28 protein-coding genes and 1 tRNA gene are annotated in these 26,317 nt (G+C 45.6%); 6 read left to right on the forward strand and 23 right to left on the reverse strand.

The annotated features are described in order from the left end of the window. Window positions 1-14: 14 nt before the first annotated feature. The 4 genes from M3152_RS16755 to clpP all read right to left on the reverse strand — a co-directional run bounded on the left by M3152_RS16755 (window position 15) and on the right by clpP (window position 2,365). Window positions 15-833, reverse strand: a complete 819-nt coding sequence (locus M3152_RS16755) for a TPM domain-containing protein (RefSeq protein WP_251696904.1) — start codon at window positions 831-833, stop codon at window positions 15-17. After that, entirely contained in the window at window positions 830-1,408 is a 579-nt protein-coding gene (locus M3152_RS16760; RefSeq protein ID WP_251696906.1) for a LemA family protein, read from the reverse strand. Before M3152_RS16760 ends, M3152_RS16755 begins: the two co-directional genes overlap by 4 nt. Before the next feature lie 100 nt (window positions 1,409-1,508). Continuing rightward, window positions 1,509-1,715, reverse strand: coding sequence for a hypothetical protein (locus tag M3152_RS16765; protein WP_251696908.1), 207 nt, complete (start codon window positions 1,713-1,715; stop codon window positions 1,509-1,511). Window positions 1,716-1,756: 41 nt separating this feature from the next. Further along, complete coding sequence (gene clpP, locus M3152_RS16770; RefSeq protein WP_251696910.1) at window positions 1,757-2,365, reverse strand: ATP-dependent Clp endopeptidase proteolytic subunit ClpP; 609 nt, start codon at window positions 2,363-2,365, stop codon at window positions 1,757-1,759. Between the two features lie 172 nt (window positions 2,366-2,537). Here clpP and M3152_RS16775 point away from each other — a divergent pair. After that, window positions 2,538-2,609: transfer RNA gene (locus M3152_RS16775), tRNA-Arg, on the forward strand. Between the two features lie 102 nt (window positions 2,610-2,711). Here the strand turns inward: M3152_RS16775 and M3152_RS16780 are convergent. The 12 genes from M3152_RS16780 to hprK form a co-directional block, all read right to left on the reverse strand. Continuing rightward, complete coding sequence (locus tag M3152_RS16780) at window positions 2,712-2,969, reverse strand: HPr family phosphocarrier protein (RefSeq protein WP_251696912.1); 258 nt, start codon at window positions 2,967-2,969, stop codon at window positions 2,712-2,714. A gap of 37 nt (window positions 2,970-3,006) precedes the next feature. Further along, window positions 3,007-3,954 carry a DNA-binding protein WhiA gene (gene whiA / locus M3152_RS16785; protein ID WP_251696914.1) on the reverse strand — a complete coding sequence of 316 codons (948 nt, stop codon included), beginning with the start codon at window positions 3,952-3,954 and terminating at the stop codon, window positions 3,007-3,009. 27 nt (window positions 3,955-3,981) lie between these two features. Next, window positions 3,982-4,965: a gluconeogenesis factor YvcK family protein gene (locus M3152_RS16790; protein WP_251696915.1), complete on the reverse strand. Its 984-nt coding sequence runs from the start codon at window positions 4,963-4,965 to the stop codon at window positions 3,982-3,984. A gap of 4 nt (window positions 4,966-4,969) precedes the next feature. Further along, window positions 4,970-5,857 carry an RNase adapter RapZ gene (gene rapZ / locus M3152_RS16795; protein WP_251696917.1) on the reverse strand — a complete coding sequence of 296 codons (888 nt, stop codon included), beginning with the start codon at window positions 5,855-5,857 and terminating at the stop codon, window positions 4,970-4,972. Then, a complete protein-coding gene (locus M3152_RS16800) occupies window positions 5,857-6,339 on the reverse strand; it encodes an NUDIX domain-containing protein (protein WP_251696919.1) in 483 nt (160 codons plus the stop codon). The genes rapZ and M3152_RS16800 overlap by 1 nt, the downstream gene beginning before the upstream one ends. A 390-nt stretch (window positions 6,340-6,729) precedes the next feature. Continuing rightward, window positions 6,730-7,680, reverse strand: a complete 951-nt coding sequence (gene trxB / locus M3152_RS16805) for a thioredoxin-disulfide reductase (protein WP_251696921.1) — start codon at window positions 7,678-7,680, stop codon at window positions 6,730-6,732. Window positions 7,681-7,775: 95 nt separating this feature from the next. Next, a complete protein-coding gene (locus tag M3152_RS16810) occupies window positions 7,776-9,299 on the reverse strand; it encodes a tetratricopeptide repeat protein (RefSeq protein ID WP_251696923.1) in 1,524 nt (507 codons plus the stop codon). Between the two features lie 201 nt (window positions 9,300-9,500). Next, the gene (locus tag M3152_RS16815) at window positions 9,501-10,040 is read right to left on the reverse strand and encodes an acyltransferase (protein ID WP_251696925.1); all 540 of its coding nucleotides are present in this window, start codon (window positions 10,038-10,040) and stop codon (window positions 9,501-9,503) included. Then, entirely contained in the window at window positions 10,037-10,687 is a 651-nt protein-coding gene (ppaX, locus tag M3152_RS16820) for a pyrophosphatase PpaX (protein ID WP_251696926.1), read from the reverse strand. The genes M3152_RS16815 and ppaX overlap by 4 nt, the downstream gene beginning before the upstream one ends. Beyond that, window positions 10,680-11,624, reverse strand: coding sequence for a nucleoside recognition domain-containing protein (locus tag M3152_RS16825; protein WP_251696928.1), 945 nt, complete (start codon window positions 11,622-11,624; stop codon window positions 10,680-10,682). The genes ppaX and M3152_RS16825 overlap by 8 nt, the downstream gene beginning before the upstream one ends. Window positions 11,625-11,639: 15 nt before the next feature. After that, window positions 11,640-12,446, reverse strand: coding sequence for a prolipoprotein diacylglyceryl transferase (gene lgt, locus M3152_RS16830; RefSeq protein WP_251696930.1), 807 nt, complete (start codon window positions 12,444-12,446; stop codon window positions 11,640-11,642). 4 nt (window positions 12,447-12,450) lie between these two features. Then, on the reverse strand, window positions 12,451-13,401 hold the full coding sequence (gene hprK, locus M3152_RS16835) for an HPr(Ser) kinase/phosphatase (protein WP_251696932.1): 951 nt from the start codon (window positions 13,399-13,401) through the stop codon (window positions 12,451-12,453). A gap of 182 nt (window positions 13,402-13,583) precedes the next feature. Here hprK and M3152_RS16840 point away from each other — a divergent pair, with 182 nt between their 5' ends. After that, window positions 13,584-14,144, forward strand: a complete 561-nt coding sequence (locus M3152_RS16840; RefSeq protein ID WP_251696934.1) for an N-acetylmuramoyl-L-alanine amidase — start codon at window positions 13,584-13,586, stop codon at window positions 14,142-14,144. A 233-nt stretch (window positions 14,145-14,377) separates the two neighbouring features. After that, on the forward strand, window positions 14,378-15,373 hold the full coding sequence (locus M3152_RS16845) for a DoxX family membrane protein (RefSeq protein WP_251696936.1): 996 nt from the start codon (window positions 14,378-14,380) through the stop codon (window positions 15,371-15,373). Window positions 15,374-15,427: 54 nt separating this feature from the next. Here the strand turns inward: M3152_RS16845 and M3152_RS16850 are convergent, their stop codons facing one another. The 6 genes from M3152_RS16850 to M3152_RS16875 all read right to left on the reverse strand — a co-directional run bounded on the left by M3152_RS16850 (window position 15,428) and on the right by M3152_RS16875 (window position 24,109). After that, entirely contained in the window at window positions 15,428-16,588 is a 1,161-nt protein-coding gene (locus M3152_RS16850) for a DUF4097 family beta strand repeat-containing protein (RefSeq protein WP_251696938.1), read from the reverse strand. A 117-nt stretch (window positions 16,589-16,705) separates the two neighbouring features. Next, on the reverse strand, window positions 16,706-19,576 hold the full coding sequence (gene uvrA, locus M3152_RS16855) for an excinuclease ABC subunit UvrA (RefSeq protein WP_251696939.1): 2,871 nt from the start codon (window positions 19,574-19,576) through the stop codon (window positions 16,706-16,708). Window positions 19,577-19,583: 7 nt separating this feature from the next. Next, the gene (gene uvrB / locus M3152_RS16860; protein ID WP_251696940.1) at window positions 19,584-21,566 is read right to left on the reverse strand and encodes an excinuclease ABC subunit UvrB; all 1,983 of its coding nucleotides are present in this window, start codon (window positions 21,564-21,566) and stop codon (window positions 19,584-19,586) included. Window positions 21,567-21,821: 255 nt separating this feature from the next. Then, entirely contained in the window at window positions 21,822-22,055 is a 234-nt protein-coding gene (locus tag M3152_RS16865; protein WP_251696942.1) for an IDEAL domain-containing protein, read from the reverse strand. Window positions 22,056-22,155: 100 nt separating this feature from the next. Next, window positions 22,156-23,376 carry an ABC transporter permease gene (locus tag M3152_RS16870; RefSeq protein ID WP_251696944.1) on the reverse strand — a complete coding sequence of 407 codons (1,221 nt, stop codon included), beginning with the start codon at window positions 23,374-23,376 and terminating at the stop codon, window positions 22,156-22,158. After that, the gene (locus tag M3152_RS16875) at window positions 23,360-24,109 is read right to left on the reverse strand and encodes an ABC transporter ATP-binding protein (RefSeq protein WP_251696946.1); all 750 of its coding nucleotides are present in this window, start codon (window positions 24,107-24,109) and stop codon (window positions 23,360-23,362) included. The genes M3152_RS16870 and M3152_RS16875 overlap by 17 nt, the downstream gene beginning before the upstream one ends. Before the next feature lie 152 nt (window positions 24,110-24,261). Between M3152_RS16875 and M3152_RS16880 the strand changes: the two genes are divergently transcribed. The 3 genes from M3152_RS16880 to M3152_RS16890 all read left to right on the forward strand — a co-directional run bounded on the left by M3152_RS16880 (window position 24,262) and on the right by M3152_RS16890 (window position 25,805). Next, window positions 24,262-24,687, forward strand: coding sequence for an HIT family protein (locus tag M3152_RS16880; protein ID WP_251696948.1), 426 nt, complete (start codon window positions 24,262-24,264; stop codon window positions 24,685-24,687). Window positions 24,688-24,800: 113 nt separating this feature from the next. Beyond that, the gene (locus tag M3152_RS16885) at window positions 24,801-25,331 is read left to right on the forward strand and encodes a tryptophan transporter (RefSeq protein WP_251696949.1); all 531 of its coding nucleotides are present in this window, start codon (window positions 24,801-24,803) and stop codon (window positions 25,329-25,331) included. A gap of 108 nt (window positions 25,332-25,439) precedes the next feature. Further along, window positions 25,440-25,805: a YtxH domain-containing protein gene (locus M3152_RS16890; RefSeq protein WP_251696951.1), complete on the forward strand. Its 366-nt coding sequence runs from the start codon at window positions 25,440-25,442 to the stop codon at window positions 25,803-25,805. 71 nt (window positions 25,806-25,876) lie between these two features. Here the strand turns inward: M3152_RS16890 and M3152_RS16895 are convergent, their stop codons facing one another. Beyond that, window positions 25,877-26,317, reverse strand: coding sequence for a YybH family protein (locus M3152_RS16895; protein WP_251696953.1), 441 nt, complete (start codon window positions 26,315-26,317; stop codon window positions 25,877-25,879).

Raw genomic sequence — 26,317 nt, forward strand, 5'->3', positions numbered from 1 at the left:
GGACGTCTTAGAGTTTACCAACTTCGGCCTCCTCCGCCTCCGCCGCCAGATCCGCCGCCTCCTGAGAAGCCACCGCCTCCGCCGCCAAAGCCTCCACCACCGAAACCACCGCCGCCTCCGCCAAAGGAGCCAGGGAAGAAAATCATACCACCTCTTCCTCTTCTTCTACCTCCGGGACCGCCGCCACCACGACCGCCTCCCATAAAGCGGAAGAGCAGATAAATGATGATGAAAATGATGATCGGTGAAGGGATGCCGATACCAGAACCACCTTGGCCAGCGAGTGTGTTCACTTCAGCGACTTCCCCATTCCATCCATATTCAGCAGCAATTTCGTTATAATACGATTTGTATGCTTCCATGATAGCTAAATCAGGTTGTTCATTTTTCAAATACGGAACCGCGACTTCATCCATAATTCTAGTGACTTTCCCGTCCGGCAATGCACCCTCCAGGCCATAACCGGTCGACATTTCGAAATGCCTGTCATCATCCGAATTTGGAATGGTTGTCACGACAAGTAGCGCACCGTTGTTCTCATCCTTTTTTCCAAGTTGATATTCCCTAAGCGCTTTTACCGCAAATGTTTCTACAGGCTCATCACCTATACTCGGCAACGTCAACACCGCAAGCTCAGCACCTGTCGCCTTATTCAACTGTTGACCTAACCGGTTCAGCTCGGCTTTCTGTTCCGCGGAAAGTATGCCCGCATGATCCTGAATATAGTAATCCGAGAAATTCCATGGCGGGACGTCAGCTGCCAACGCCATTGCCGGCATGATCATGAGACTTAGACATAGAGCGATCATGCATCGGAATGTCCTACCGATCACTTACTGTCATCTCCGAAATCAACTTTCGGTGCTTCATTCGCAGCTGCATCCGCTTTGAAATATTCCTTCTGTTCGAATCCGAATATCGAAGCGACGAGTCTACCTGGAAAACGCTTAGTTTGCCTATTGTAGTCCGCTACGACAGTGTTATAGTCCATTCTTGCGACGCCAATCCGATTTTCTGTTCCGGCAAGCTCATCCATCAATTGTGTAAAGTTCTGATTCGCTTTCAAATCAGGGTAATTTTCCACAACGACGAGCAATCTGCCAAGTGCATTCGCAAGCTCGGTATCTGCAGCCGCCTGCTCCTCCGGTCCTCTCGCTCCTGCAAGTCTCGCCCGTGCATCGGCTATATCAGCGATCACTTCTTTCTCGTGACTAGCATATCCTTTCACAGTGCTCACTAAGTTGGGAATTAAATCGAGCCTGCGCTGCAATTGATTTTCAACTTGTGCATATGATTCATCGACGTTCTCTTCCAAGTTGACGAATTTGTTATAGCTCGGCACGAACATGATGCCAAGGATAACAAGAATGACAACAATGATTGCGATTGGCCCCAATATTTTTTTCATCTTTTCACTCTCCATTCGATATAGTTGCAATACCCAAGTGGCATCGCGGCTTAAACACGTGGGTTTATATACTAATTATCGTATGACGTGAGAAAAGGTTTCAAACATATTTTTTGTCAGTAACTAAGCGAACAGCGGCGGCATTGAACAAGATAAACAAGTGATCCAAAGGTCCCGAAATGACCATATATCTTGGGAAATGATCGATAAAAGTCGGGAAATGATCGATAACTCCTTCCAATTGAACGATATAACTTAGGAAATGATCGTTATCCGCCGGGAAATGATCGATATCCCGCAAAATCAAAAAACCGACTCCAAAAGCAGAGTCGGCTCTTCGTACTTCTATTATTTCTTCGCGTCCAATTCTTTCATGTCGCTGCGTGTGATGATGTGGTCGATTAGACCGTATTCCTTCGCACGTTCAGCTGTCATGAAGTTATCGCGGTCTGTGTCTTTTGCGATTACATCAACAGGTTGGCCCGTGCGCTCTGCCAAAATTCCGTTCAATTTCTCACGTAGGAAGAGAATGCGTTTTGCAGCGATTTCAATTTCAGTCGCTTGCCCTTGCGCTCCGCCAAGTGGTTGGTGAATCATCACTTCTGCGTTAGGAAGCGCATAACGTTTCCCTTTTGTTCCTGCTGTCAAAAGGAAAGATCCCATAGATGCAGCCATACCGATACAGATTGTTTGGATGTCCGGCTTGATGAATTGCATTGTATCGTAGATCGCCATACCCGCTGTGATACTGCCTCCCGGGCTATTGATGTAAATCGATACGTCTTTCTCTGGATCTTCTGCTTCTAAGAAAAGCAATTGTGCAACAATCGAGTTTGCGACATTGTCGTCGATTGCGCTTCCCAGCATGATAATCCGGTCTTTCAATAAACGGGAGTAGATATCATAAGCACGTTCTCCACGGTTCGTTTGCTCAATAACTGTAGGTATTAAATTCATCTTATTTCCTCCTTGTGATGGGTCAGGATTTTCGTTCTGCTGAAACCAGTTGTTTCAACTGTACTTCTATCATACATATTATGGTCAATAAAGGTCAAATATAACGCTTTTAAATTAGTTGTTGCATTCATACCACTTATTTAGTACAATTAATATTGTCTGTTACTGACAAGTCCTCGTGGTGCAATGGATAGCACGCAAGCCTCCGAAGCTTGAAATGTGGGTTCGACTCCCGCCGAGGGCATTATAGAGTTGATAAAGAAGCCTGTAAACATGTAGTCATGTTTACGGCTTTTTTTATTGTTCAGCCGTCTCCTATCTTCATAGAGAAACGGCTGTTTTCATATTAATTTTCCTTCTCAACTAGTGCTGTAAGAGTTTCAATTGCTTGTTCTTCATCGACGCCTTCTGCGATCAATGTCACTTCAGCACCTCTCGCAATTGCCAAACTCATGACACCCATGATGCTTTTCGCGTTCACTTGACGTTCATCCCTTTTCAAAAAGACGTCTGACGTGAAGCGATTAGCTTCTTGTACGAAAAGCGCAGCTTGCCGTGCTTGTAATCCTGTCTTCATTTTCACTTCAACCAGTTTTTCTGCCATATTACTCGACTCCTTCCTCATGCGTTATCTACCTTTCTCAACGGCTTACAATTCCTCCGTTGCGAAGATTTTCCGCAATTTCTTCGATTTTCCGAAGGCGATGATTCACTCCGGACTTGCTAACCGTGCCACCGCTCACCATTTCTCCAAGCTCTTTTAACGTGACATCTTGATTTTCGATGCGCAGCGACGCAATCTCTTGTAAACGATCAGGCAATTGATCCAGCCCAATTGTGCTCTGGATGAATTTAATATTCTCCACTTGCCGTTGTGCCGCACCGATTGTTTTATTCATATTGGCGGTTTCACAATTGACAAGCCGGTTGACGCTGTTCCGCATGTCCCGTATAATCCGGACATCCTCGAATTTCATCAAGGATACGTGCGCACCGATCAATCCTAGGAAGTCCGAGATTTTCTCTGCTTCCTTCAAATAGGCAATGAAGCCTTTCTTCCGTTCAATCGATTTTGCATTCAAGTGGTATTTGTTCATCAAATCCACTAATGCTTCGCTATGCTCTTTATAAAAAGAGAAAATCTCTAAATGATAGGAGGAAGTTTCGGGATTGTTTACGGATCCGCCTGCGAGGAACGCTCCACGCAAATAGGATCTTTGGCAGCATTTCTTTTTCACCAATTGCTCAACAATCTCGTTCTTAAATTGAAAGGTTCCTGTCAGTATATACAAGTCTTCCAATAAATGCTTCGCTCCGTCGCGGATTCTGCATATGTAGACATTGTTCTTCTTCAGGCGCATTTTTTTTCGGACGAGCAACTCGACTTTATGCGGATACAATCGCTTGATGTTTGAATAAAGTCTTCTTGCGATCGCCGCATTTTCTGTCTGTACGTCGAGGCTCAATTGTTTATTTGAAAACGATAAGGCGCCGTTCATCCTGATAAAGGCGGCGATTTCCGCTTTCACACAGCATTCCTTGGAATCGATTTGCGTCAATTCCTTCTTCACTTCAGATGCAAAAGACATGATTTTCCCCCTCTCTCTCGGCGATGATCAGGTCTCCTCGCTAACGATTGTACCTTCCATATAACCCATGATCCAAGATGCAACTTTACCTGCATCATGTATGATTCTTCCCTCTGCAACAGTCGAAAAGTCCCCTAAGACGATTGTCGGGACGAGCAATTGCAATGCTTCGATGTCATTTTCTACGGGAAGCTGGATATCTGACGGCGCATCCCCGTTAAATAACGTCTGGAAATCCGTCTTGTTCAATAACACTGTGTCAATGAATTGACTGCCTGCATGATCATATAACGCCTTTACATGCTCGGATGCCGTGTATTGGTACGTTTCGCCTTCCTGCGTCGTCAAGTTATTGATGTATACTTTCTTCGCGTTGGATGCAAGGACGGCATTACGGATGTCACTTACAAGTATCGTCGGCAAAATGCTCGTATATAAGCTCCCAGGTCCAAAAATGATCAAGTCCGCCTCTTTGATGACCTCTACCGTTTCCGGCAAAGGTTCGACCTCTTGGGGAGACACATAGACTTTCCGGATTTTGCGTCCATACACCGGGATTTTAGACTCACCGGTTACAATTGTGCCATCATCGAGCTCCGCATGCAAGGTGATCTTTTGGTTTGCAGCTGGCAACACTTTTCCCTTAATATTCAAAACACGACCCATTTTTTCTACAGCGCGTGCAAAATCTCCTGTAATGTCCGTCAGGGCGGCAAGCATGAGGTTGCCTAGGGAGTGCCCTTTCAAATCGTCCGAGTTGGAAAATCGATATTGGAACATTTTCTCAATCAACGGCTCGACATCTGAAAGCGCTGCCATCACTTGACGGATATCTCCGGGCGGCGGGATATTGTATTGATCCAACAGCCTTCCGGAGCTGCCTCCGTCGTCCGCGACCGTAACGATCGCGGTGAGATCGACTGGATAGGCCTTTAATCCCCGAAGCAACGTGGACAATCCGGTCCCGCCGCCAAACACGACAATTTTTTTCTTTTTCCCGGATTGCAGCATAGTGTCAACCCTTTCTCTTCTCTACATCCCGATGGGTAATCAACGTCTTGTACTCTTCTTTAAAACGGTTTCCGAAGTATTCCGCCAGCGACACGGACCGATGTTGGCCGCCCGTGCATCCGAAGGCGACAACCACTTGGGATTTTCCTTCATTCTTATATTGAGGAATAATGAATTTGAACAGATCTGTCAATTTTTCGATCAGCACTTGTGTATCATTCCATTTTAACACATACTCATATACTTCTTTCTGTAAACCGGTCAACGGTTTCAGGTCTTCGATGTAATAGGGGTTCGGTAAAAAACGAACGTCAAAGACGACGTCAGCATCAATCGGCATGCCATGCTTGAAACCGAAAGAAATGAAGTTCAGGGTGAATGAGGTGTCTCCCGTAGAGGAGAATTCCGACATGATCTTTTCCCTTAACTCCCTCGGCTTCAATTTGGATGTGTTGTAGATGGAACGGGCACGGCCTCTCAGTTCAGATAAGAGATTCCGTTCCTTGCGGATGCCTGTGAGCGGCAGTCCGCCTTCTGCAAGTGGATGGGACCTTCTCGTTTCCTTGTACCGCCTGACGAGCGTCTCATCATCTGCATCCAAGAAGAGCAGCTTTGTGGATACGCCTTCCATTTTCAGCAAGTTATCTAATGCCCCGATTAAGGCGTCAAACAGGTCGCCCCCTCGTGTATCCATGACAGCAGCAATCCGCCTCATCTTGTTTTCGGATTTCATCATCAAATCCAGAAAAGTGACGAGCAGCTCAGGAGGCAAATTATCGATGCAATAGAACCCAAGGTCTTCGAAACTCTGCATGGCAACTGTTTTCCCGGCCCCTGACATACCAGTGATGATAACTAATTCGACATCGCTGTTCGGCAATTCATTCTCCATTAATCCTGGTCACCTTCCATTGATTTTTGTATGTGTTCATCCAACAGTTCAAACTCTTCTGTATAATAGAATGTACCATATTGCACGCCCATTTGGGAGACTGCAAATAATAAATTCGTCCGGTCTCCCTCCGCCATCGGAAGTGTCTTCAGGCTTTCGACAGGATGCCATTCGAGCAGGCCTTCCCTGTTCGATTCATAAGGCGTACCTAGTAGATCCCGCGCAACGAACGTGTACAGCATCCATTCGTTCTGCAATTCTTTTGTTTCTTTATCTACAATCATCATTGTGTAGATGCCTTTAATATGCGGTTGGACGGGGGTTGCTCCGGTTTCTTCCTCGAACTCCCGGATGGCGGCGTCGTAAATCGATTCACCCGGATCCATCTTGCCACCCGGCGCCACGTACCAGTCCCGTCTCGGTTTTTTCAATAAAAGCACTTGGTTGTCTTTTACTACTAATAAATTTGCGATTCTCTGCATGACCATTTCCTCACTTCTATCAATGCGCTAATTCCCATTATACAATGTTTTGAAAGCAAACAACAAAAAAAAGAAGACCACCTGCCGTTTGAAGGGCAGATCGTCTTTAAAATGTTGCTATATCAAAAAGGGGGGTCAATTGATATTCTTATAATAACCTTTTTGTATTGCAGGACGGTTACAGGAAGATTAAGGTTAGATTAATGTTGATACAGATCAAGATTTCCGCTACAGGCGGACGCTTTCCGTGGGCGAGCGGTGAGCTCCCCAGTCGCTGCGCTCCCTGCGGGGTCTCCCCTGTCTCGCTTTCCCACAGGAGTCGCCGCCTTTCGCTTCAATCCACAAATTATATTGTAAAAAAGAGATCCCATACAGGATCCCTTTCCATAATCAAACTTCAGCAGCCATTTTTTCTTCGAGTTCTTCGATGTATTTCTGGCATGCTTGTGCTGCGATGCTGCCGTCTCCAGTAGCTGTGACGACTTGGCGAAGCGTTTTTTGGCGGACGTCGCCGGCTGCGTAGATGCCAGGCACTGACGTTTCCATTTCTTCGTTCGTTACGATATAGCCGTGATCATCCAAGATGCCTAAGCTTTTGAATGGGGCTGTCAACGGATCCATGCCGATATAGACGAACATGCCTTCCGTATCCATAACCGTTTCAGTGCCGTCCACTGTAGAGACGAGTGTCACTGAGCCGATTTTTCCATCTTTTTCGTTCACTTGCTTGACAGTCGAATTCCAGATGAAGTCGATCTTGTCGTTTGCAAACGCACGGTCTTGAAGGATTTTCTGTGCGCGAAGTTCGTCGCGTCGGTGAATGATCGTCACTTTATTTGCAAAGCGCGTCAAGTATCCACCTTCTTCGACTGCGGAATCACCGCCGCCGATGACGACGATTTCTCTACCTTTAAAGAAGGCTCCGTCACAAACTGCGCAATAGCTGACGCCACGGCCAGTCAGTTCCTTCTCGCCCGGTACGCCCATTTTTCTATACTCGGCGCCTGTTGTAATGATAATGGCTCGAGCTTTATATTCTTTCTTGCCAGCTTTAATGATTTTCACATTGCCTTCATCTATAATTTCGGTTACGTCGCCATAGGCATATTCCGCACCGAAAGCTTTCGCATGTTCAAACATTTTTGTCGAAAGGTCGGGACCGAGGATCGTCTCAAATCCCGGATAGTTCTCAATCTCTTCCGTGTTTGCCATTTGGCCGCCCGGGATGCCGCGCTCCAACATTAACGTCGATAGACTCCCTCTGGACGTGTAAACCGCAGCAGTCATTCCAGCCGGACCTGCACCAATGATGATGACGTCGTATATTTTCTCGGTAGTCATACATTATCCTCCTCCAGTACATATACCACTGTCCAAATCGTATAAGATTCCGTGGAGCCAATCAATATATATGCCTACACGATCATGGGTGGCACTTACACATTGAACTGAGGCAAAAACTCGATCAGCTCGCTGACATATTTCGTTAATGTCGGCACAGATATGCCGTAATTTGTGGCTATGGATTTTTTTGTGACCCCTTTATATCGGGAAGATTGGAACATATAATCTGCTGCTGCCGCCAATGCTGCGGGATTCCTGAATGGATAGGAACGCATGAGACCTACTTCACAAAGAGTGAACCACATTTGAAATAGATGGGTCCCTTGCCGCTCTAACGGCTTATACTTTTCATAAAGCAATTCCGTCGTTTCCAACGCGCGCATGAAGGAATGATCAAACTCATTTTCCGTCGTGAATTCATAGTCGAGACTGTGCGCCAAAAACAATTGCTCAATGACACTCAGTTTATCGAGATCGATATACGTAGGATGTGAGATAATCTCCTGTTTATGTGCCGATTTCCCTAATAAATAAAACCCTAACAGTCTTTCACTTCTATATTTATTCGTAATTTTGCTTAATAAAAATTCACGGTCCTGTTCATAGGACTCCGGTTTAGCCGACGGATGCACGTCTTTCCATGGTTCAAAGCCGGCCTTGGTCGGATCCAGTTCAACAAGTTTTGCATACGATTCCTTTGCTGCTTGTTCCTGGCCTGAAAAATAAGCGGAATGTGCTAGCCAGAAGTAAAAGCCTGCATCCCCTTCAAAGCCCCGTTTTTGCAAACTTCTCAGCCAACCGTACGCTTCCTTATGCTTGCCGACCAACGCAAATGTAGCCCCTAATTTATAGCGGTGCACAAATTGATAGGGTTTTATTTTCATGAGGAGCTCGAGCATTGCGTCCAAGTCCTCTTTATCTTTCTCATAATAATAAAAGACGGCGAGATTGCACAATGCATGCAGATTCCCTTTGTCTTTATTAAGCACGTCAGATAGCAATTCCTTTGCAGGCTCGATTTTGCCGATATAAAAGTAGGCGAGTGCAAGGTTATTATGAGCGGCCCAAAAATCAGGATAATCGACGATGATCGACTCCAAAATTTCTATTGCCTCTTCAAATCCGCCATCCTCCATCAGTCTTCTTGCTTTCTCCTGAAGAAAATACACTTCACCATCCGGTATTTCCTCTTCACTGAAAAAGCCTTCCTCCTGCTCTGCAAAATCGATGATTTCCATCGAATCATCGGCCAGAGGTCCATCAGGGGCAAGTGCGATATACTTTTCTGCATAAATCTTCGCATCACGAAGAAGACCCAGATGAGCATGGACTTCCGCCAAATAAAAGATGATGTCCTCTTCTTCCGGATCAAGGCCATGCGCTGCCGCCAAAATTTCATACGCTTCTTCAAACATGCCTTCTTCCATGATGAGAATGCCGTATTGCATAAGGATGAGTGGATCATTCGGACTTAGTTCAACCGCCCGTTGCAAGTATCTATGGGCATCATCAAAGCGTTCCCGCTGCATAGCTTTAACGCCTTTCTGATAGTAGAATTCACCGTCAGGGATAAAAGAAATGACTTTCTTATCTATGTTCCTATACTTTTTGTCCAATCAAATTCCTCCGAAAAAAATTAGAAGGAACGCTTTACACGTTCCCCCGATCAATTACGCCTCGGCGTAATTGCGTCCAGATTTTGAATTGCGCTTGCGCAATTAACTCCCTTCAAAATCTGTGACATCCGCCGGAGGCTTAACTTGCCGAAGCAAGTTAAAAACTTGCTTCATTATATCATAACTTCTAGTTCCGTCATTCTATTTCTTGTCAAAATCCGATTGTTGGGCTGCTCTTCGACGCTCCTCCAATTGTTCGGCAGTGTATATGATCCGTACCGGATTGCCCCCTGCCATGGCGCCCGCAGGGATATCTCGGTTGACAAGTGAAGCAGCAGATACGATGGCACCATCCCCGATTTCCACGCCGGGAAGGATTGTCGTATTCGCACCTATCATCACACGGTCGCCGATGACAACATCGCCGATCCGGTATTCCTCAATCAAATACTCATGAGCGAGGATCGTCGTATTGAATCCGATGATTGAATTGTTGCCAACCGTAATCCGCTCAGGAAACATCGTATCGGGCATGACCATCAAAGCAAATGAAGTTTTCTCACCTATCTTCATTCCAAGAAACGTCCGATAGATGAAATTCTTCAACGGAATGAATGGCGTGTATCGCCCGATTTGTATGAATATGAAGTTCTTCGCTACTTTGAAAAAAGATACTGTTTTATATATATGCCAAAGGGAGTTCGCATTTCCTCCGGCAGGATATCGCTCCGTCCGTCTCAAGCTTCGACTCCGGCTGTAATCTTCAACAGGTCCGAAATATGTTGCAAAACAAAATCTGGTTCCTGCTCACGGATGAACTTCTCGCCTTTTGCCGACCAAGCAACTCCTGCCGTGCGAACTCCGGCATTTTTCCCTCCGAGAATATCGTGGACGTTATCGCCGATCATCAACGTTTCTGCCGGAATCGAATTCAATCGTTCCATTGCAAGAAGCAACGGTTCCGGATGCGGCTTTGCGTGTTCTACATCATCCAATCCTATGACAGTGTCGAACAGATCTTCAGCCTCCATAAGCCGTAAACCTTTCATAATCATATTATTTCTTTTCGTTGATACAATCGCCATTTTAAACCCTGAACTTTTCAACTGCCGCAATGTTTCGCTCACCCCATCGAATTCAGAGGCGAATGCGTCATGATTAGCAAGGTTCCACGTGCGATATTCAGCGATCAGTTGTACCGAATTTTCCGGGTCGATACTTTCAAACGTTTCCTTCAGCGTTGGTCCAAGGAAGGGCAGGATGTCTTCCCTATCGTACCTTCCCGGATAATGAGCGTTCAAAACCGTTTGGAACGTCTGGATGATCAGCTCATTCGTGTCAAGCAAAGTTCCGTCGAAGTCAAATAATAGTGTTGTAATATTATCCATTGAGAATGGTAACCTCCTTCTCCCTTTTCCGTTCTGCCTGTTTCCAAATGTAAGCGACCGCAATCGTCAACACAAATGCCGTGACGAGACGGATGATTAGCAACGGCAGGATTGGAATGCCTAAAGGTACGAAAATGAGTGTATCTTCAACGACGGCATGACAGGCAATCAAGAAAATGAAAGCAAGCGTTGCGTCTTTTTTGCTGACGCCATCTTCCTGAACCGCTTGGATCATGACGCCTGCACCGTAGGCAAGACCAATGACAAGGCCCGCGACCAGTGTCATCGAGGCGTTCGGCTGTACGCCGATAACTTTCGTGAACGGCGCCAGTTTTTCCGAAATTTTCTGCAAGTAGTTGCGGTCTTTCAAAAATTGGACGACGATCATAAGCGGAATCACGATAAGTGCAAGCTGCAATACACCAAACGACGCCTTTTGTAAACCGAGCAATCCGATTTCCAGCCACCCATCCGGAACGGCAGTCACTTCAGGCGCCATGCCATACTGTGCAATTTCACTGCCGCCCTTCCAGAACAAATTGATAATGATGCCGGAAAACGCCGCCAAACCGAATCGCACGACGAGCACAATCCATAATTTGACGCCTACCTTCAAAGCGACTCCCGTCTCAATGAACATATTATGTGCAAAACTGAGCATAACAGCCAAAATGAATACTTCCTTCACCGTCAGCTCAAGTGAGAGGATTCCTGCGATTCCGGCGTACAAATTCAAAGCATTGCCGAGCACTAAGGGAATTGCGGCTTCCCCGCTCAATCCGAACAATCCCATGAATGGCGAGATCAATTTGACTAGCCACGGCAAAACAGGTGTATGTTGCAAAATGACTACTAGGACAGTGATCGGGAATATGATTTTCCCTAACGTCCACGTCGTCTTCAATCCAGCTTTCAACCCATTTCGAAGCGTCTGCATTTGCCCATCCCTTTTCTATTTATCTTGATAGTCCACGTTGACTTTCTTAATAAACCTTCTCCAAATGAATAATGTAACTGAAAATACGATTGCGATGATCGACACAATCTGCGCAGCGCGAAGATCGCCGCCGTACAAACTGTCCGTCCTCATTCCTTCAATATAGAATCTGCCCATTGAATACCACGTCAGATAGAAGAAGAACATTTCCCCCCGCTTCAATCGGACCCTGCGTAAAAGCAGAATGATAATGAGGCCGACGATATTCCATAACGATTCATAGAGGAATGTCGGATGATACGTTACGCCGTTGATCGTCATTTGGTTCATGATCCAATCGGGAATCCACGTGTTTTTCAGAAAAGTTTCCGATACAGGACCGCCATGCGCTTCCTGATTGATGAAGTTTCCCCATCGCCCGATGATTTGACCGATCAATAAACCCGGAGCAGCAATGTCCACCACTTTCCAGAATGATACGCCACGGAGTTTTGTGTAAATGTAAGTCGTTAAAAAGGCTCCAATCAACGCTCCATGGATGGCAATGCCACCTTCCCATATTTTGATGGCATCGATTGGGTTATCTTTATAGGAGTCCCACGTAAATATGACATAGTAGATTCTTGCGCTTATGATGGATAACGGCACCGCCCATATGAGCAGATCCGTTAAGAAATCCGGATGCATCCCACGATTCACCATTTCTTTTTGTACGACAATGAATGCTAGGATGATGCCGGTTGTGATTAATATTCCATACCACCGTATATCTATTGGCCCCAAACTGAAGGCCGTTGGATCAATCGTCAGTAAATCGAACATTAGTTTACTCTATCCCCTCTACGTCAGAATTCCCTGCATCTTGGCTGATCGCCAAATCCAGCTTTTTCGAAAATGTCTCCGCTGCATTAATGCCTAACCTTTTCATCCGATAATCCATGGCAGCCACTTCAATGATGACAGATAAATTCCGCCCTGGCCTCACGGGTACAGTAAGCTTCGTCAAGTCCGAATCCATGACTTTCATCTTTTCTTCATCGATGCCTAACCGGTCATACACTTTATCCGGGTCCCATACTTCCAAATCGATGACCATGAGAATCCTCTTATCATCCTTCACCGCACTTGCACCGAATAACGTCATCATATCAATAATGCCGACACCACGGATTTCAAGCATATGGCTCAGAAGCTTCGGCGCATTTCCGATCAAGACGTTCTTCGCTACTTGCCTAATTTCAACAGCATCGTCTGCTACGAGACGATGGCCGCGTTTCACAAGCTCCAAAGCAGTTTCACTCTTCCCTACACCGCTTTTCCCGGTAATCAAAACACCTATCCCGTACACATCGACAAGCACGCCGTGAACTGTCGTCATCGGAGCCAGCTGGCCTTCCAGGAAATTCGTCAACATTCCTGAAAACCGCGTAGTCGGATGCTCGGTCTGCAACACCGCAATTCCCCGTTCTTCCGCAATTTGCTTAAGTTCAATCGGACATACGATATTATGTGCCAGGATGAAAGCCGGAGTTTCAGACGTGCAGAGGCGATCCATCCGGTTCCACCGTTCCGCCTCTTCCAATTTGTTGAAAAAGGATATTTCCGTTTTTCCAAGCAGTTGAACCCTTGCCGACGTGTAAAAATCGAAATAGCCAGCCATTTCCAGACCTGGCCTGGAGATGTCGCTCGTAAGGATATTCCGTTCAATACCTGCCCCGCCTGCAACAATTTCAAGTCCAAAATGAGTTTGAACGTCTTCCACTGTAACAACCGACATTAGCTCGCCGCCTTTCTATGTTGAACTTGTATTCGACCGCTTCACAAAGCGAAAGATTTCTGTCAGTTCAAGTCATCCATAACCTCTATTTTACCACGAACAGATTCATTTGAAATGATTTCGTCCGAATTTGTCCACTAATGATGCGAAACAGACTATATAGATGGCGAGGAGGAGATCAGATGGCAACAATCATACTTGATGCAGGGCACGGCCCACTTACCCCAGGAAAACGTTCACCTGACGGCAAGCTGTTGGAATACCAGTTCAACTCGGAGTTGGCTGATCGGATCAGGCATTATTTGCTTCTGGAAGGGGTCGACGTCTTTTATTCGCATGAAAATAGCCGGGATGTACCATTAACGGAAAGGGCTGCAATTGCAAACAAGTTGGATGCAGATGCGTTCGTGTCACTCCACGCCAATGCATTCGGCAACAGTTGGAATGAAGCGCAAGGCATCGAAACATATATGTATCCGCAAGCGAGCAAACGGACTGCGGCATTGGTTGAACAGGTGCACCACTCGATGATTACCGCTTGCGGACGGAAAGACCGAGGGATGAAACCCGCAAATTTCGCAGTATTGAGGGAGACGAAAATGCCGGCAGTATTAGTGGAGTGCGGTTTTATGACGAATCGCGAAGAGGCGGGACTATTGCTCTCGAGAGCGTACCGCGTTCAATGTGCAAGAGCGATCGTCTTCGGTATACTGAATTGGCTTTATCATGAGAACATTACTTAATGGAGATTGCTTTGAGCGCGGGATGACTGGCTTTGAGCGCGAAGGGGCTTGCTTTGAGCGCGGGAGGAATGACTTTGAGCGCGAAGCGGCCTGCTTTGAGCGCGGAATGACTGACTTTGAGCGCGGAGCAGCTTGCTCACAGTGCGAATACTTACAGTAACCATCAGCATAATCGGCGATTTCTTAGGGAATAATAAATTTTATGCTCTGTTACAAAAGGAGAGGGATATACGTTGAAGAAATACAATTTCATACTACTAATAGGGCTATTTTGCTTTTCGCCGATTATTGCAAATGCCCATGTAAAATGGTTTACAGAACTAGAGCCGGAAAAGGTTTCTATTGAGCAAATTCTTTCGCGAGAATTCATCGTGTTATCCTTACTAATTGCTCTCTTCTTAGCGTTATTGTCTCAATTCATACCACAGTTGATGAAGATCCCGGGTGTCACCAGAATTGATATGAAGTTAGATGGGTATCGGAAATACTCTCGTTATATTCTTCAGTACGGTACAGCTGCCGCATTTATCCTACAAGTAGTAAACAGAACGATGTTTGCACCTGAGTTCACTATCCACCATAGTTGGCAAACAGCTGTTATGTGGGCGATTATCGTTTTACTCGTTATTCCTTATCATGTAACGACGAAAATAGCTGCTGTAGCAATGCTTGGTTTATTTCTTTATATTTGGAGTTACTCCGGTTGGTTTCATATGTTGGATTATGGGTTTTACCTTGCTATCATCGGTGTTTTGCTGGTAGGAAGAACAAGATTGGAGACAGCAGGATTTCCATTCCTTTACCTCGGTACAGGTTTAAGTTTATGTTGGGTTGCAGTAGAAAAATGGGTATACCCTGCTATGACGATCGATATTATTCAGCGCCATGACGTCCCTACATTCGGCTTTCCCCCAGAACTATTTATTGTTCTATCAGCTTTTATTGAATTCGTTGTTGGCTACCTCTTAGTCGTTGGTATTCTCAACCGTTTATTGGCTGTTGTCGTAACAATTTTATTTATCCTGACAACGACTATATTTGGCTATACCGAAGTAGTGGGACATGGGATGATTCACATCGTTTTAATACTATTCATTATCGAAGGAATATCCTTCTATCACCCTCCGGTTAAAATGCATAAGAATAGAATGGACCAAATGATATTTGTTTTCTTGAACTTTTTATTTGTGCTAAGTACATTTTTATTGATTTATTACCGATTTGCATAAAAAAGACTGCCACAGAAAGTCAGTTTTCACTGATTCTGGGCAGTCTTTTTTATGTTAATCATGTTTTACATTGTAACAAACAATTACAGAACCTGTTTTCGCTTCTCCTTGGATATGGATTGGTGTGGCGTCGCCTTCCAGATCCTTGTTAAAGGTGATTGTTCGGTGCAGAAACTGTTCTTGCTCAGTCGTTTTACTGACATCGTTGAGCTGAAGATCCAAACGTCCCATATTTGTGGAGATTTCACCACGAAGAGGCGCGTCGGATGGAATATAGATTTCAACGGAACCGCTCACTGTTTTGGCATCGATTTTTTGTGCTGCGGCATCAGTCGTAGTCACGACTACATGGCCATTCAACGATTTCGCCTCGACATCTTTCAATTTTCCGGAGACGTAGACGCGACCGTTGATCGTTTCGGCTTCCAACGTTTCGCCTGTACTATCATTCAAACGGATTGATCCATTCCCCGCTTCCAACTCTGCCTCTTTAAAGTCGATCCGCTCAACATCCACTTTTCCGTTCGCCGTTTTCGTGTAGATCCGATCGACAGAAATGTCCTTCAAGTTGAAGTTACCATTGAGCAGCCGCACAGAAATCTTCCGGTACTCCTGTTTTGGTATGAAAAGGTCGACATTGACCTGACTTAATTTCAAATCACTTAAATAACGCAGTTTGCCTTCGTCTTTCAGGAAAATCAATTTATCAAGAAATTCTTTCTTTGCATCTTCTTCTGATCGGCCGTTAAAGGATTTCACAGTGAATTCAGCCCGTATTTCCGAGTTGTCCGTTGCATGGATCGAGACGCTTCCATGATCCACATCGACTAGGATTTCATCCAAACCGTCCGCTCGCTTCACAATCGTGTGATGGAAAATAGAGCTTCCGCCAAACGGAGCGTCGAAATCGAATCCTTTCACTCTTTCAACTGTCGATTGCATGAACTGCATGAAACGATCTCCCACCGTCACAAAATCCTTCCGGATATCTTCAATGAATTCATCCATCGATGGGTCCTTGCCTTGCGATCTTCCGGAGTCATCCTTCGAGCTGTCTTGCTGAAATTCTTCATTATAGACTTTCTTTTCATCCATTTGTGATGAATCGGTCGTGGATTGTCTCTTCTCCATCGTCTCCAAAAGAGTCAAGGCTTCGTCCATTGAGATTGTGCCGTTTTCCAACATTGTCAAGATACGTTTGCGTTCATTCTGCATCTTTCCGCCTCCTAGGTATGCTTGAAATTTCCTTTGCATAAGAGTCCCCGCCTTTAGCAAAACCGCTGGAGACTTCTTCAACACTTACTATATATACGAATCATCGATCAGAAGGTTTCATTCTTTTCCAGCGGCGGTTTCAATCAGCTCTTTCATTCTTTGTCGGTCGCGTTCCAAAATCGGTTTTAAATAGTGCCCGGTATAGGAGACTCCATTTTCAGCCACTTCCTCTGGAGTTCCGCTTGCAATGATTTGGCCGCCTTTGTCGCCGCCTTCAGGTCCGAGATCAATAATGTGATCGACGGTTTTGATAACGTCGAGATTATGTTCGATGACAAGGACGGTATTTCCGGTATCGACGAGCCGCTGCAAGACGAGAAGCAGCTTTTCAATATCATGGACATGCAGCCCCGTCGTCGGTTCGTCTAGTATATAAAACGATTTACCGTTGGAACGTTTATGCAATTCCGAGGCAAGTTTCACCCTTTGCGCTTCTCCGCCTGACAACGTCGTGGCGGGTTGTCCAAGTTGAACGTACCCAAGGCCAACATCGACAATCGTTTGCAGTTTTCTGCTAATCTTAGGGATGTTTTCAAAGAAGACGAGTGCATCTTCGACAGTCATCGAAAGGACATCCGCAATATTTTTCCCTTTGTACGTCACTTCAAGTGTTTCACGGTTATATCTTTTCCCGTGACATACTTCACAAGGGACATACACGTCAGGAAGGAAATGCATCTCAATCTTGATGATACCGTCTCCGCGGCAAGCTTCGCAGCGTCCGCCTTTTACGTTGAAACTGAATCGCCCTTTTTTGTAGCCTCTCACTTTCGCCTCGTTTGTCATGGCGAAGACATCACGAACGTCATCAAAAACCCCTGTATAGGTTGCAGGGTTCGATCTTGGCGTCCGTCCGATTGGAGATTGGTCAATCTCAATGACCTTTTCCAATTCCTCAAGACCCGTTATGGAAGTGAATTTCCCAGGTTTCTGCTTGGATCGGTTCAACTTTTGAGCAAGCACTTTGTAAAGCACTTCATTTACGAGCGTACTTTTCCCGGAGCCTGAAACGCCTGTCACGGCAATGAACTGTCCTAGTGGAAAGTCCACATCAACATCCTTCAAATTGTTCTCTGACGCATCCTTGATTGAAACGATCCTGCCATCAGGCTGGCGGCGTTCAATCGGCAATGGGATGAACTTCTTGCCGCTCAAATATTGGCCAGTCAATGATTTCGGATCATTCATCACTTCTTCTGGTGTTCCAGCTGAAACGATCTGCCCTCCGGCAGCACCTGCACCAGGTCCGATATCGATCAAATAATCCGCAGCAATCATCGTATCTTCATCATGCTCAACGACAATGAGCGTATTGCCGATATCCCGCATGCTTTGCAGTGTGTCGATGAGGCGGTCGTTGTCACGCTGATGAAGGCCGATCGAAGGCTCATCCAATATATAGAGGACGCCTGTCAAGCGAGATCCGATTTGCGTGGCAAGCCGGATACGTTGCGCCTCTCCGCCTGATAATGTGCCGGCAGCTCTTGACAACGTCAGATAATCCAGACCGACATTGATGAGGAATCCTAGTCTCTCGGCGATTTCCCGCAGGATAAGTCTCGCGATTTGCATATCCTTTTCGGATAGGACTAGATTGTTGAAAAAACGATCGGCTTCCGTAATGGACAATGACGTCACTTCCCCGATATGCGTCCCGTTCACCTTAACTGCGAGCGTTTCCTCTTTCAATCGGTATCCGTGACATGCCGGACATGCACGGCTTGCCATGTATTTCTCCATTTGTTCACGTATATAATCGGAAGATGTCTCCTTGAAACGGCGCTCCACGTTTGCGAGAACGCCTTCAAAATAAATATTGTTCACCCGTGTATTGCCGAATTCATTCGTATATTGAAATTTGATCTTTTCTTCCTTCGAACCGTAGAGGATGATATTCAGATCATCATCCGGCAAGTCTTTCACCGGAACATCCATCGGTATCTTGAAATGCTTGCAAATTGTTTTCAACAGCTCTGGGTAGTATTGGGAGCTCGTTGGTATCCATGGTGCAATGGCGTTTTCATTCAAAGTTAGTGAATTGTCCGGGATGACGAGATCAGGGTCTACCTCTAGCTTCGTCCCAAGGCCATCACAATCCGGACATGCCCCGAATGGACTGTTGAATGAAAACATGCGCGGTTCCAGTTCCCCGATGGAAAATCCACAGATTGGACATGCATGATGCTCGCTGAACAGCAATTCTTCAACATCAATTACATCAACCAATACATTTCCTTCGGCTAAACGTAATGCCGACTCGAGGGAATCGCTCAAACGGGCCTCAATACCCTCTTTTACAACTATCCGGTCAATGACGACTTCGATCGTGTGTTTCTTATTTTTATTCAACTCGATATTATCATCGAGATCGATTACATCCCCGTTGACGCGGATCCGGACATATCCTTGCTTTTTAATGTCCTCGATCAGCTTCGCATGTGTCCCCTTCCTGCCGGATATGACAGGCGCAAGGATTTGAAGCCTTGAACGTTCCGGCAGCTGCATAATCCGATCGACCATCTGCTCGATCGTTTGGGAGGAGATTTCAATCCCGTGATTCGGACAGATTGGCTTACCGACCCGTGCAAATAGCAATCGTAAGTAATCATAGATTTCAGTTACGGTTCCGACGGTGGAACGCGGATTGCGGCTTGTCGTCTTCTGATCGATCGAGATTGCGGGCGATAACCCTTCAATCACGTCTACGTCAGGCTTGTCCATCTGTCCTAAAAATTGCCTCGCATAAGCGGAGAGCGATTCGACATACCGTCTTTGCCCTTCCGCATAAATCGTATCGAATGCAAGGGAAGATTTACCCGAGCCGGACAAGCCGGTCATAACGACGAGCTTGTCACGCGGGATGCGGACATCGATATCTTTCAGGTTGTGCACCCTTGCACCTTGAATGACTATTTCCGTGTTTTTCATCGCATTTTCACCCTTCAGCCTTCAATTCTAGTATCGTATCGCGCAATTCGGCAGCCCTTTCGAAATCAAGCGCTTTTGCCGCCTCCTTCATTTCCTTCTCAAGAGTCGCGAGCAATTTCAATTTTTCGTCCTTCGACAATTTCTTGCCTTTCGTCGCTTTTTCCAAGAAGGAGATATCTTCTTCAGCTACTTGGGTCGCCCTGATGACGGCGCGAACTTCCTTCTTGATCGTCGTCGGAGTGATCCCATGCTTTTCATTGTACGCAATTTGGATTTCCCGACGTCTCGAGGTTTCATCAATCGCTTTTTTCATCGAATCCGTGTAACGGTCCGCATACATGATAACTCTTCCTTCAGAGTTACGAGCAGCCCGGCCGATTGTTTGAATTAGGGCGCGTTCGGAACGGAGGAACCCTTCCTTGTCGGCATCAAGAATCGCGACAAGCGAAACTTCGGGTATGTCGAGCCCTTCCCTCAGCAAGTTGATCCCTACGAGAACGTCGTAGGTACCCAATCGGAGTTCCCGGATAATTTCAATCCGCTCCAATGTTTTGATCTCTGAATGCAAGTATTGGACTTTGATGCCGATATCCTTGAGATAGTCGGTAAGGTCTTCGGACATCTTTTTCGTCAATGTAGTAATCAATACCCTTTCGTTGCGCTTTGTACGCTCATTAATTTCATCGATCAGATTATCGATCTGCCCTTCGATCGGCCTTACATCAATGATTGGATCAAGCAAACCGGTTGGCCGGATGATCTGTTGAACCATTTCCGGTGTATGCTCAAGTTCGTAAGGACCCGGTGTTGCAGATACGTAGATGGCTTTGTTGACATATCCCTCAAATTCGTCAAACATGAGCGGCCTGTTGTCCAAGGCGGACGGAAGACGGAAACCATGATCGACCAATACTTGTTTCCGTGCCTGGTCTCCGTTATACATGCCTCGGATTTGCGGCAAGGTGACATGGCTTTCATCGATAATCATCAGAAAGTCTTCCGGGAAGTAGTCGAGCAGCGTGTAGGGAGTTGCCCCTGCAGGTCGTAATGTCAAATGCCTTGAATAGTTCTCGATCCCTGAGCAGAAGCCCATTTCCCGCATCATTTCCAAGTCATAGCGGGTACGTTGCTCAAGCCGCTGCGCTTCTAGGAGTTTATCTTCCTTGCGCAGCACGGCGAGGCGCTCTTCCAATTCCGTTTCGATATTCGCTATCGCCTTCACCATTTTCTCTTCGCCCGTGACGAAGTGGGATGCAGGGAAGATCGCGACATGTTCACGTTCGCCTAAAATTTCACCTGTAAGAGCATCGACTTCACGGATACGGTCAATTTCATCGCCAAAAAACTCGATGCGGATGCAATGTTCGTCCTGTGAAGCAGGGAATATTTCTACGACGTCTCCCCTGACACGGAATGTCCCCCGTGTGAAACTAATATCGTTTCTTGAATATTGGATATCGACGAATCGCCGGAGGAGATCATTCCGCCCAATTTCCATGCCTGACCTGAGCGATACGACATGCTTTCCGTACTCCTCAGGCGAACCAAGGCCGTAAATGCAAGATACGGATGCTACGATCAGTACATCATTCCTTTCGAACAAGGCAGATGTAGCGGAGTGGCGTAGCTTGTCGATCTCGTCGTTAATTGTCGCGTCCTTCTCTATATAAGTGTCCGTATGCGGCATATATGCTTCCGGTTGGTAGAAATCATAGAAGCTGACGAAATACTCAACCGCATTATTCGGAAAGAACTCTTTGAACTCGCTGTACAATTGGCCGGCGAGTGTTTTATTATGTGCAATGACTAGTGTCGGTTTATTAACTTCTGTTAAAACATTTGAAACTGTGAACGTCTTCCCTGTTCCGGTCGCCCCTAAAAGCGTCTGATGCTTTTTGCCTTCCTTGATGCCTTCCACGAGCTGCGAAATGGCGGCAGGCTGGTCGCCCAACGGAACGTAAGGAGCGTGTAAATCGAATTTCTGGACCATGCAAGCCCCTCCCCAAATGAATTATCTCTATTTTAACATAGACTCTGCCAAGTCCAAAGAAATAAGAGAACATACGTTCAAAACAAAAATGGAGGCGGCCCGTTTAGCTCCGACAAGCGATGGAGGGCTTGGATAAAAGGCGCTTTTTGCCTTTTGCTTCAAGACCGAAGCGACTCGAGGAGCTGGCCGATACAATAATAAAAAGCGGGCCTGCTCAGCTAATTGATTGATTAGCTAGCAGCCCGCTTACGTTGTTTAATTTTCTTCAAGTTTCATCAGTTCATCCGTCAGACTTTTGAAAGCGTACTCGTCCTTATCATCAAGTGCAAGATCAATCAGCCGCAAGAGACGTTTTTTCGTTTGCTCCCGATGAATATGGTTCAGGAATAGATCCATATAAATATCATTTAACAATCTCTCCGCTTGAAGCGATGTACTATTTTTCCCCACGGCTTTTAAGAACTCGGCATATGAATAATTGTTTTCCATTTCCCTCACCCCTGATGCCTTTTTTTCATTATACATAACTTCGGGCTTCAGTTGCAAGGTTTTTGGGAATATTCTATTTTTATTTTTTCACATCGATTATTCATACTTCTTCCGACTTTTCATTGGAAACACGGATTGTCGCTTCGGAAACGACGAAGACAATGACCGCCATGATCACAGGCGTCAAGGATACGCCGAATGTCAGGAGGCCAGCCACGAGAACAGAAATTGACTGCAGCAGTTGAACGCCGCTAACTGTTTTCCGGATGGCAGACTGCCTCGTATTGTCCGTTTCAGGGAACAACATATCCATCCTGAAGTCATCCCCCGCCCGTAGTGCATGGACCAACTGGATGGATGATGCAAATGCCAATGCCCCAATGAAAATATAGACGACGATCGGGAAAGGAATGAGAACGACGCCTACTACCGATAATGCGGTCAATCTGACCCATAGCCAAAAAATATCGTCTGTACGCACAAGAGTCCTTCGCAGCAAGTAGCGTTGAGGCGATGCTTGTCCGTATTTTGCAGGACGCATAAGGAATCCGAGCCATGCACGGCGACTGACCGATCCTTTTAAATGCGGAACGTCCGTGAAATAGTTTGCGAATCGGTAAAAACGCATCATACGATTTTGCTCTAGCGCTATGAAATGTTCATAAGGAAACGGGTTTGCAACGCTTCTTTTCTTCCAGAATAAATAATAGACTGCCATCAGCACACCGACTAGAGGAATTAAAGGGATTAAATAAGAAATTCCTGTAAGCACCGCATACAAGAGAAGAGAAGCCAATACGAACCGGACAAGACGGTCCTTCCACATTCCCACCCCTTCATTGGCGCGGCGGTAATAGTACTCCGTCTCTACATACTTCCATTTAACCAGGAAAATGACGATGGCCGTCAGAATGAATTGCGGTTTTCCAGCGACATCAGTTGCCGCCAACAATGGCAATAGGACGATGAATAGAATGTAGGGCACTGGAAGCTGGGAAACTAGTGAATAGCGCAGTGACCGTTTCAGATAGTCTTCAAGCTTATTTTCCATCGGAAGGAAAAAGACGATATCTGCAGGCTTCAGTAACGTAATCGGTGAGCCAATTGATAAAGCCGCCCCGATGAGGACTGCAGCGAGGATTGCTGAAGGAAATTCGGATGGCACTTCCTTCAACCATTCACTGTACGCGTATCCGCCCGCCCCTATCGTAAAGAGAAGAACAATTGCCAAATGGCCGGTGAAGACGAACCTCATATACTTTTGCAGTTCATTCATATAACGGATAAAACGATCGCCCCAAATCTCACGCAAGCTGTTCATGATCATGATCCCCGGTCATTGAAATATAGAGCTCGTCCAAAGTGGCACCTGGCCTGTTGAAGGCTTTCCGCAAATCATCCATTGTCCCTTGTGCCCTTACCCGTCCTTCATGCAGCAGAATAATCCGGTCGCAATACTTTTCAGCAGTGGAAAGCACATGTGTAGACATCAATACGGAAGCGCCATTTGCTTTTCTTTCTTCTATTTGATCAAGCAAAGAACGAATCCCGATCGGGTCAAGTCCGACAAACGGCTCATCGATAATATACAGGGAAGGTTCCACTAAAAAAGCGCAAAGAATCATGACTTTTTGCCGCATCCCTTTCGAGAAATGAGATGGAAACCAATTCAGCCGCTTCTCCATCATGAACTCTTTCAAAAGTATTTCAGTACGCGCCTCGAACGATTCATGATCCAGTCCATATGCCATCGCTGTCAATTCAAGATGTTCCTTCAGCGTCAGCTCTTCATATAGAATCGGTGTTTCAGGAATGTATGTGAACGCTTTACGGTAAACTTCAGGGTTTTCGCGAAACGTGACGCCATTCACTACAATTTCGCCTTCATGCGGATTCATCAGTCCGATAATATGTTTAATCGTTGTACTTTTCCCGGCACCGTTCAAGCCGATTAAGCCGACGAGCTCACCCTTGCCGATTTCAAATGATAATTCATGCAGAACAGGCTTACGTGTATACCCGCCTGTCACTTCTTTCACTTCAAGAATTGCCATAGTCATCCTCCATTCTAGTTTCCATTTTACCAAACATCAGACCGGAATGCTTTGTCCATCTTTCACGCATTACCTGAAAATATGCTACACTTGTGTCATTAATGAATACTACTCCTAATGTGGAGACTGACAATCGGAAAGGATGACCGCAAATGACATCATGTATCTTTTGTAAAATTGTAGAAGGCACCCTCCCCAGCGAGAAAATCTATGAAGACGAGAACGTCGTTGTCATTATGGATGTCATGCCTGTGACGAAAGGGCATGTGTTGCTTATCCCGAAAATCCATCGGGAAAACCTTTATGATGTGACGGAAGAAGAAGCTTCGCAACTTTTTTCTGTAGCCCCGAAAATCGCGAACCTTTTAAAAGAGGAGTTCAAGCCTGCCGGAATGAACTTGCTTCAAAACAATGGAGCTCCAGCTGGACAAGCCGTGTTCCACTTTCACATGCATTTCATCCCGAGATATGATCAAACGGACGGTTTCGAGTCAGACTGGAATCCGAAGGTAGAGGAATTTCCTCAAGAACGGATCCAAGAAATCGCGAATCAGATCCGAAGCCGTTTCAGCGAATAATAAGACTTGCAATTCCATGAAATTACCAGTATACTTTTCATAAGTTTTCGCTGACGATCACGAGGATACGTCAGGAGAGCAAAAAATAGAGTCCAGTTGAGGAGAGATGAGAATTGAATACGAAAAATCTTATGTTGATGGCGCTATTGGTTTCAGTCGGTGCTGCTTTGTACTTGGTCATACCGGGTTACGGTGAAGGCATGAAGCCTGACTTCATGCTGACGATGATGTTCATCGGCATCTTTTTATTCCCGGACGTCAAGAGCGTCTTTTTACTGGGAGCGACGACCGGAGTCCTATCAGGGATCTTTACAAGTTTCCCAGGAGGATTCATACCGAATATCATCGATAAGTTCATTACGGCGTTTATTGTTTTTGCGGTCATTGCACTACTTAGAAAAGCTGCAAACCATATTATCGTTTCAACAATCATCGCTTGCTGCGGAACACTGCTTTCAGGAACAATTTTTCTATCCGTCGCCATTTTCGTCATTGGCGCGAAAGTACCTTTTGGATTATTGTTCGTAACAGTCGTCCTACCCGCAATCGCTATGAACGGTATAGTATTTTTCATCATCTACCCGATCATTCAAACTTTGTTGAAGCGTACTTCATTTAAAACAGCATTATCCAATTCAAACTAAAAGCTTTCCTCTCATGGGGAAAGCTTTTTTCATTTGCCCGAAACAGTTTGCCATGTTTTAATTAAACTATGAAAAGGAATACTATTCGAAATGAAAGGAGTGCACTCCATGAAAGCATCTACGTTTTTGGCGGGTTTACTTGCAGGTTCGGTGACGGCCGCTGTCACTGTATTATTTTCCACTCCGCAAACGGGCAGCGAAATCCGCTCGACCGTTAAGGGCGCTTCAACTGACATGAAACATAAATTGAGTGACGTGAAAGGAAGAATTGCTGAGTTGAAAAACTCTATCACACATATGACGAAGGAAGCGAGTGAGTTAGTTCCTGATGCGGTTAATGGAATTAAGGGGTCTATCGACCAATGGCAACTCTCGACCGATTCGAATAGACTAAAGCTCGAGAAGGAACTTTCAGCGATTCAGACGTCACTAGCTGAATTGGAACAATCGATAGCAGAACAACAGAAATCATAGACTTGATAATAGCCAAACTCGATATATATTGAGTTTGGCTATATTGCTTTCCGTCAGCCGCTGCTCTTTTTTTATTTCACATTAAATATCCCTTTACCAGTTTCCATATTTATAGGTAATGATGAATGTTCATGAGCGATGACCCACGATTCATTCGATTTTTTTAAACCAAATGTAAACCGATTTGTCATTTGACGAAGTTTCTCACAAGAATCTTCTAGGTAAGCAGCAAACGTCACAGCACAATGAACGAATGCCAGATCTGAATTTTCTTCAACTACTAGATCATCAAACTCGACTTTTAGTAAAATACCATCCGCACTCAGTCCTTTAAACCACTCCACCACATTCTCCTTCCATGAAGAAATACCCTTGCTCTCCCAGTTCCCCCAGCAATCATAAATATGCACTTCGGAAGCATACAGGGATAAGAACTTTTCAACATCTTTTTCGTAAACAGCCGATCTGTAATTTTCAAGTACGTCTTGAACTTTTAAAAAGCCCTCCGTCAT

This window comes from Sporosarcina luteola (assembly GCF_023715245.1).
In the GTDB taxonomy this organism is placed as follows: Bacteria; Bacillota; Bacilli; order Bacillales_A; family Planococcaceae; genus Sporosarcina; species Sporosarcina luteola_C.

Excerpts from the sequence above, each read along its gene's own strand:
- M3152_RS16880 (WP_251696948.1), top strand. The coding sequence starts at position 24,262 with ATGACATCATGTATCTTTTGTAAAATTGTAGAAGGCACCCTCCCCAGC.
- M3152_RS16850 (WP_251696938.1), bottom strand. The coding sequence starts at position 16,588 with ATGCAGAATGAACGCAAACGTATCTTGACAATGTTGGAAAACGGCACA.
- M3152_RS16890 (WP_251696951.1), top strand. The coding sequence starts at position 25,440 with ATGAAAGCATCTACGTTTTTGGCGGGTTTACTTGCAGGTTCGGTGACG.
- trxB (WP_251696921.1), bottom strand. The coding sequence starts at position 7,680 with ATGACTACCGAGAAAATATACGACGTCATCATCATTGGTGCAGGTCCG.
- whiA (WP_251696914.1), bottom strand. The coding sequence starts at position 3,954 with ATGTCTTTTGCATCTGAAGTGAAGAAGGAATTGACGCAAATCGATTCC.
- clpP (WP_251696910.1), bottom strand. The coding sequence starts at position 2,365 with ATGAATTTAATACCTACAGTTATTGAGCAAACGAACCGTGGAGAACGT.
- M3152_RS16865 (WP_251696942.1), bottom strand. The coding sequence starts at position 22,055 with ATGGAAAACAATTATTCATATGCCGAGTTCTTAAAAGCCGTGGGGAAA.
- M3152_RS16875 (WP_251696946.1), bottom strand. The coding sequence starts at position 24,109 with ATGGCAATTCTTGAAGTGAAAGAAGTGACAGGCGGGTATACACGTAAG.
- M3152_RS16790 (WP_251696915.1), bottom strand. The coding sequence starts at position 4,965 with ATGCTGCAATCCGGGAAAAAGAAAAAAATTGTCGTGTTTGGCGGCGGG.
- M3152_RS16760 (WP_251696906.1), bottom strand. The coding sequence starts at position 1,408 with ATGAAAAAAATATTGGGGCCAATCGCAATCATTGTTGTCATTCTTGTT.
- M3152_RS16825 (WP_251696928.1), bottom strand. The coding sequence starts at position 11,624 with ATGCAGACGCTTCGAAATGGGTTGAAAGCTGGATTGAAGACGACGTGG.
- M3152_RS16895 (WP_251696953.1), bottom strand. The coding sequence starts at position 26,317 with ATGACGGAGGGCTTTTTAAAAGTTCAAGACGTACTTGAAAATTACAGA.
- M3152_RS16870 (WP_251696944.1), bottom strand. The coding sequence starts at position 23,376 with ATGAACAGCTTGCGTGAGATTTGGGGCGATCGTTTTATCCGTTATATG.
- ppaX (WP_251696926.1), bottom strand. The coding sequence starts at position 10,687 with ATGGATAATATTACAACACTATTATTTGACTTCGACGGAACTTTGCTT.
- uvrA (WP_251696939.1), bottom strand. The coding sequence starts at position 19,576 with ATGAAAAACACGGAAATAGTCATTCAAGGTGCAAGGGTGCACAACCTG.
- rapZ (WP_251696917.1), bottom strand. The coding sequence starts at position 5,857 with ATGGAGAATGAATTGCCGAACAGCGATGTCGAATTAGTTATCATCACT.
- uvrB (WP_251696940.1), bottom strand. The coding sequence starts at position 21,566 with ATGGTCCAGAAATTCGATTTACACGCTCCTTACGTTCCGTTGGGCGAC.
- M3152_RS16780 (WP_251696912.1), bottom strand. The coding sequence starts at position 2,969 with ATGGCAGAAAAACTGGTTGAAGTGAAAATGAAGACAGGATTACAAGCA.
- M3152_RS16840 (WP_251696934.1), top strand. The coding sequence starts at position 13,584 with ATGGCAACAATCATACTTGATGCAGGGCACGGCCCACTTACCCCAGGA.
- lgt (WP_251696930.1), bottom strand. The coding sequence starts at position 12,446 with ATGTTCGATTTACTGACGATTGATCCAACGGCCTTCAGTTTGGGGCCA.
- hprK (WP_251696932.1), bottom strand. The coding sequence starts at position 13,401 with ATGTCGGTTGTTACAGTGGAAGACGTTCAAACTCATTTTGGACTTGAA.
- M3152_RS16800 (WP_251696919.1), bottom strand. The coding sequence starts at position 6,339 with ATGCAGAGAATCGCAAATTTATTAGTAGTAAAAGACAACCAAGTGCTT.